Source organism: Calditerrivibrio sp. (assembly GCA_026415135.1).
Classification (GTDB): Bacteria; Chrysiogenota; Deferribacteres; order Deferribacterales; family Calditerrivibrionaceae; genus Calditerrivibrio.
This window is the reverse complement of record JAOAHS010000051.1, coordinates 1-4,241: the sequence shown is the minus strand read 5'-3', so window position 1 is coordinate 4,241 and position 4,241 is coordinate 1. Positions and strand designations below refer to the sequence as shown.

General features: G+C 33.7%; 4 protein-coding genes. 1 reads left to right on the top strand and 3 read right to left on the bottom strand.

Translation table 11 applies throughout. The annotated features are described in order from the left end of the window. Positions 1-798: ATP-binding protein (locus N3C60_09035; GenBank protein MCX8085050.1), on the top strand; the 798-nt coding region annotated here is incomplete at its 5' end. A 41-nt stretch (positions 799-839) separates the two neighbouring features. On the opposite strand, the gene N3C60_09030 is transcribed toward N3C60_09035, so the two are convergent. The 3 genes from N3C60_09030 to ruvB are packed head-to-tail and all read right to left on the bottom strand — an operon-like array spanning position 840 to position 3,968. Further along, positions 840-1,607 (bottom strand): enoyl-ACP reductase, encoded by a 768-nt coding sequence (locus N3C60_09030; protein MCX8085049.1) that lies wholly within the window; start codon positions 1,605-1,607, stop codon positions 840-842. 8 nt (positions 1,608-1,615) lie between these two features. Continuing rightward, on the bottom strand, positions 1,616-2,944 hold the full coding sequence (radA, locus tag N3C60_09025) for a DNA repair protein RadA (protein MCX8085048.1): 1,329 nt from the start codon (positions 2,942-2,944) through the stop codon (positions 1,616-1,618). Continuing rightward, positions 2,931-3,968 (bottom strand): Holliday junction branch migration DNA helicase RuvB, encoded by a 1,038-nt coding sequence (gene ruvB / locus N3C60_09020; GenBank protein ID MCX8085047.1) that lies wholly within the window; start codon positions 3,966-3,968, stop codon positions 2,931-2,933. The genes radA and ruvB overlap by 14 nt, the downstream gene beginning before the upstream one ends. Between the last annotated feature and the right edge of the window lie 273 nt (positions 3,969-4,241).

The window sequence follows — 4,241 nt, the reverse complement described above, 5'->3', positions numbered from 1 at the left end:
AGGCGTTGGTATAATGGATATAAGTGGCTTGGTGAGGCTGTGTATAACCCCTTTGATATCCTTTTGTTTATATCCAATGGGTATATTTATGAGAACTATTGGTTTTCCACAGGTACCCCTACCTTTTTGCTTAAGCTTATAGAGAGGAACAACTATTTTTTACCTGATTTTGAGAATATAGTAAAAGATAGAAAGATGCTTGATAGTTTTGATGTTGATTTTATAGATGTAGAGACGTTGATGTGGCAGACAGGGTATCTGACGATAGAGGAGAAGATAGATCTTTTTGATGAGATAAGGTACCGTCTTGTTATACCCAATCATGAGGTGAGGATATCTTTGTTTGGAGTGATATCCGAATATCTTACGGGCTTGAGAACAACTACGTATAAGGATAATATCAAGGTATCCCTTTATAAACGTGATCTTGAGATGTTTAAAAGGTCAGTTTTATCTCTGTTTTCATCAATTCCGTATAATTTATTTACGCATAACCGGATGTATGAGAGGGAGGGTTATTATGTGTCAGTGTTTTATGCGTACATGAAGGGTATGGGTGTGGAGGTGATAGGAGAGGATGTTACGAATAAAGGTAGGATAGATCTGACGCTGATATTTCCAGATGTGGTGTATGTGATGGAGTTTAAGGTTGATGAGGGTGGAGCGTTGGAGCAGATAAAGGGTAAAAGGTATTATGAGAAATATCTTTCAATAGGTAAGGATATCTATCTTGTGGGTATAGAGTTTGATAGTGGTAAGAGGAATGTTAGTAATTTGGAATGGGTGAAAATGTTTTAGAACATAATAAGGTGGATATTATTATCCACCTTACTCAATACTTATAAACCTAAAATATTGTATCCACTATCTACGTAAAGGATATCTCCAGTAACACCACTACTTAAATCACTGCAAAGGAACAAAGCAGATTTTGCTACATCTTCCTGCGTCACATTCTTTTTAAGGGGAGCTTTTTCCTCAATTTGAGACAAAATGCTTTTAAAACCAGATATTCCACTTGCAGCTAATGTCTTAATTGGCCCAGCAGATATTGCATTGATCCTTATGCCTTTTGGCCCTAAATCGTTTGCAAGATATCTTACCGATGATTCCAAAGCTGCTTTAGCTACACCCATAACATTGTAATTTTGAACAACTTTGACAGATCCATAATATGTCATAGTTACTATACTGCTATTTTCACTTAAAATTTCTTCATACGCTTTAGCTATAGCAACTAAAGAATAGGCACTAATATCTAAAGCTATTTTAAAAGCTTCCCTTGGAGTATCAACAAATCTACCTTTTAGAGCTTCTGATGGTGCAAAAGCAACGGAGTGGACTATTATATCGACCTTACCAAACTTCTCTTTAGAAACTTCTGCTGAATAAGCAATATCTTCATCTTTAGATACATCACATTTAATACAAAATTTACCGTTTAATTCTTCAGAGATAGGGTCTACTCTTTTCCTAAGAGCTTCTCCAGCATAAGTAAAACCAAGATTAGCGCCATTTTCTCCGAAAAGTTTTGCTATGGCATATGCTATAGATTTCTCATTTGCTACACCGAAAATAACTGCGTTTTTCCCTTCTAATAATTTCATAAGTCCTCCTAAAGATGTTTTATCAAGTCTAAAATATTATTTATACTATAAAAGTTCATACCTTTATCCTCAATTAATCCAGGAGCATAGATATTTTTTATATTTATTTTTAGAGCTTCGTTTATTCTGTTACGTAGGTTTGATACCTGTCTAACTTCTCCTGTCAAACTTACTTCGCCTATAAATATTGATGATTCTGGTAGTGGGATATTTTTAAAAGAGGATATCAAGGATGCACAAATAGCAAGATCAGCTGCTGGTTCGTTAATCTTAAGGCCTCCGGCGATGCTAAGATATATATCATGATTAGATATAGTTAATCCTCCCTTTTTTTCTAAAATGGCTGCAAGCATATTAAGTCTATTTAAGTCAAAACCGTTTGAAATTCTTTTTGAAAAATTAAAATATGTTTGTGTGACTAATGATTCGACTTCTGCTAAAAAAAAACGTGTACCCTCCATAATACTCGTTAGAGCTCGGCCGGGGAAGCTTTTTTCGTTACTGATAAGATCTTTGTAAGAGATTTCGAACAGTCCTTTATCAGACATTTCAAAAAAGCCTACTTCATTGGTTGGTCCAAATCTATTTTTTACAGACCTTAAAATTCGAATACCTCTATTGTAATCACCTTCAAAGTATAAAACAGTGTCTACAAGATGTTCCAATACCTTTGGTCCAGCTATACTGCCTTCTTTTGTTACTTGTCCTATTATAAAGATAGTAGTCCCTTTTGATTTAGCAAATTCTACAAGATGATGAGTTATATGTTTAATTTGACTTACAGTACCTGCTGCTGATGTTATATCCTCAGAGTAAAAAGTTTGAATAGAATCTACAATAGCATAATCATAATAGTTGCTTTTTAGTATATCAATTATTGATTCAAAGGAGTTTGTGGATACGATATCTATGTCTGAGTTACCTATATTTAATCTATCAGCACGAATTTTAATTTGGGAATATGACTCTTCTCCAGAAAAATAAACAATTTTTTTGTTTTTATTCGATAAGATATGGGAGACTTGTAACATGATGGTGGATTTCCCTATGCCGGGTTCACCACCGATAAGTATCACAGACCCTTTTACGATCCCTCCACCAAGTACTTGATCTAACTCTTTTAAACCTGTTTTAAATCTATCCACTTCGATACCTGAAATCTCTTTAAGTTTTTTGATATGTATTTGTGAATTCTCTTTTTTTTGCTTATCAGATGGTGGTTCTATTGCTTCTTCAGTAAAAGAGTTCCAAGCTCCACATTCTGGGCATTTTCCAATCCATTTAGGTGAGATGGCACCACACTGATTACAAACAAAGCGGGTTTTATTCTTTCCCATCTGCTTCCTCTAATAGTTCTGTGATGTCAATAGGTTTTGGATAATATTTGTAACCTAAATGTTCATAAGCAAGCTTTGTTGCAACACGTCCCCTTGGCGTTTTTTTGATGAAGCCTCTAAAAATGAGATAAGGTTCTGTAACGTCTTCAATGGTATCTCTTTCTTCAGAAAGGGTAGCTGATATGGTGTCCAAACCAACAGGTCCACCATCATATTTTTCTATGATAGTTTTAAGGTAAGTCCTATCTGATTTATCAAGGCCTTCCTCATCTATATCTAGTCTTTCCAATCCATATTTTGCAATTTCTTTGTTGATAACACCATTGTTAAGTACTTGTGCAAAATCTCTTATTCGTCTTAATATTCTGTGAGCGATTCTTGGAGTCCCTCTACTTCTTTTAGATATTTCATTTGAGGCTTCATCATCTATTTCACATTTTAAAATTGATGCTCCACGTTTTATAATTTGTATAAGCTCTTCTTTATTGTAAAAATCAAGTCTAAAGACCATACCAAACCTATCTCTCAAAGGTGAGGTCAAAAGGCCTATTCTTGTTGTGGCACCTACTAATGTAAACTTTGGAAGATCTATCTTGATGGTTCTTGCTGAAGGACCCTGACCAATAACTATGTCCAACTGAAAATCTTCCATTGCAGGATATAGTATTTCTTCAACACTGGAGTGTAATCTATGGATTTCATCGATGAATAATACATCACCTTCTGTTAAATTAGTAAGGATAGCTGCCAAATCTCCGGGTTTTTCGATAACTGGACCACTTGTCGATTTTATATTTACATTCATTTCATTAGAGATAATGTGAGCTAAAGTAGTTTTGCCGAGCCCTGGGGGGCCATAAAACAATGTATGATCCAGGGGTTCTTTTCTAAGTTTTGCTGCTTCTACAAATACCTTAAGATTTTCTATTATCTTTTGTTGACCGACATACTCAGAAAATTTTTTAGGGCGTATGTTAAAATTATCTTCGCTTAGTTTTTCTTTTGAAAAGATATCCTTATCCATAGTTAGATATAATAGCGATTTTAAACAAAAATGCAATAAATTAAGTATGTTATAAAAGTGTTTTTTTATTGAAACTAATTTTTTGCAAAATATTTTAAAAAAAATAATATATATGATTTTAATAAAAAAATCTATAGGGAATTTTCCTATAGATTTTTTTTTTTTGCTATTAAAATTAATACAAAAATTTTGGAGGTGCATTATGAGGCGTAACTGGCTAAAAATTATGTCAATTTTTGTTTTGTTAGTATTTTTAGTAAGTTGTGGTGGTGG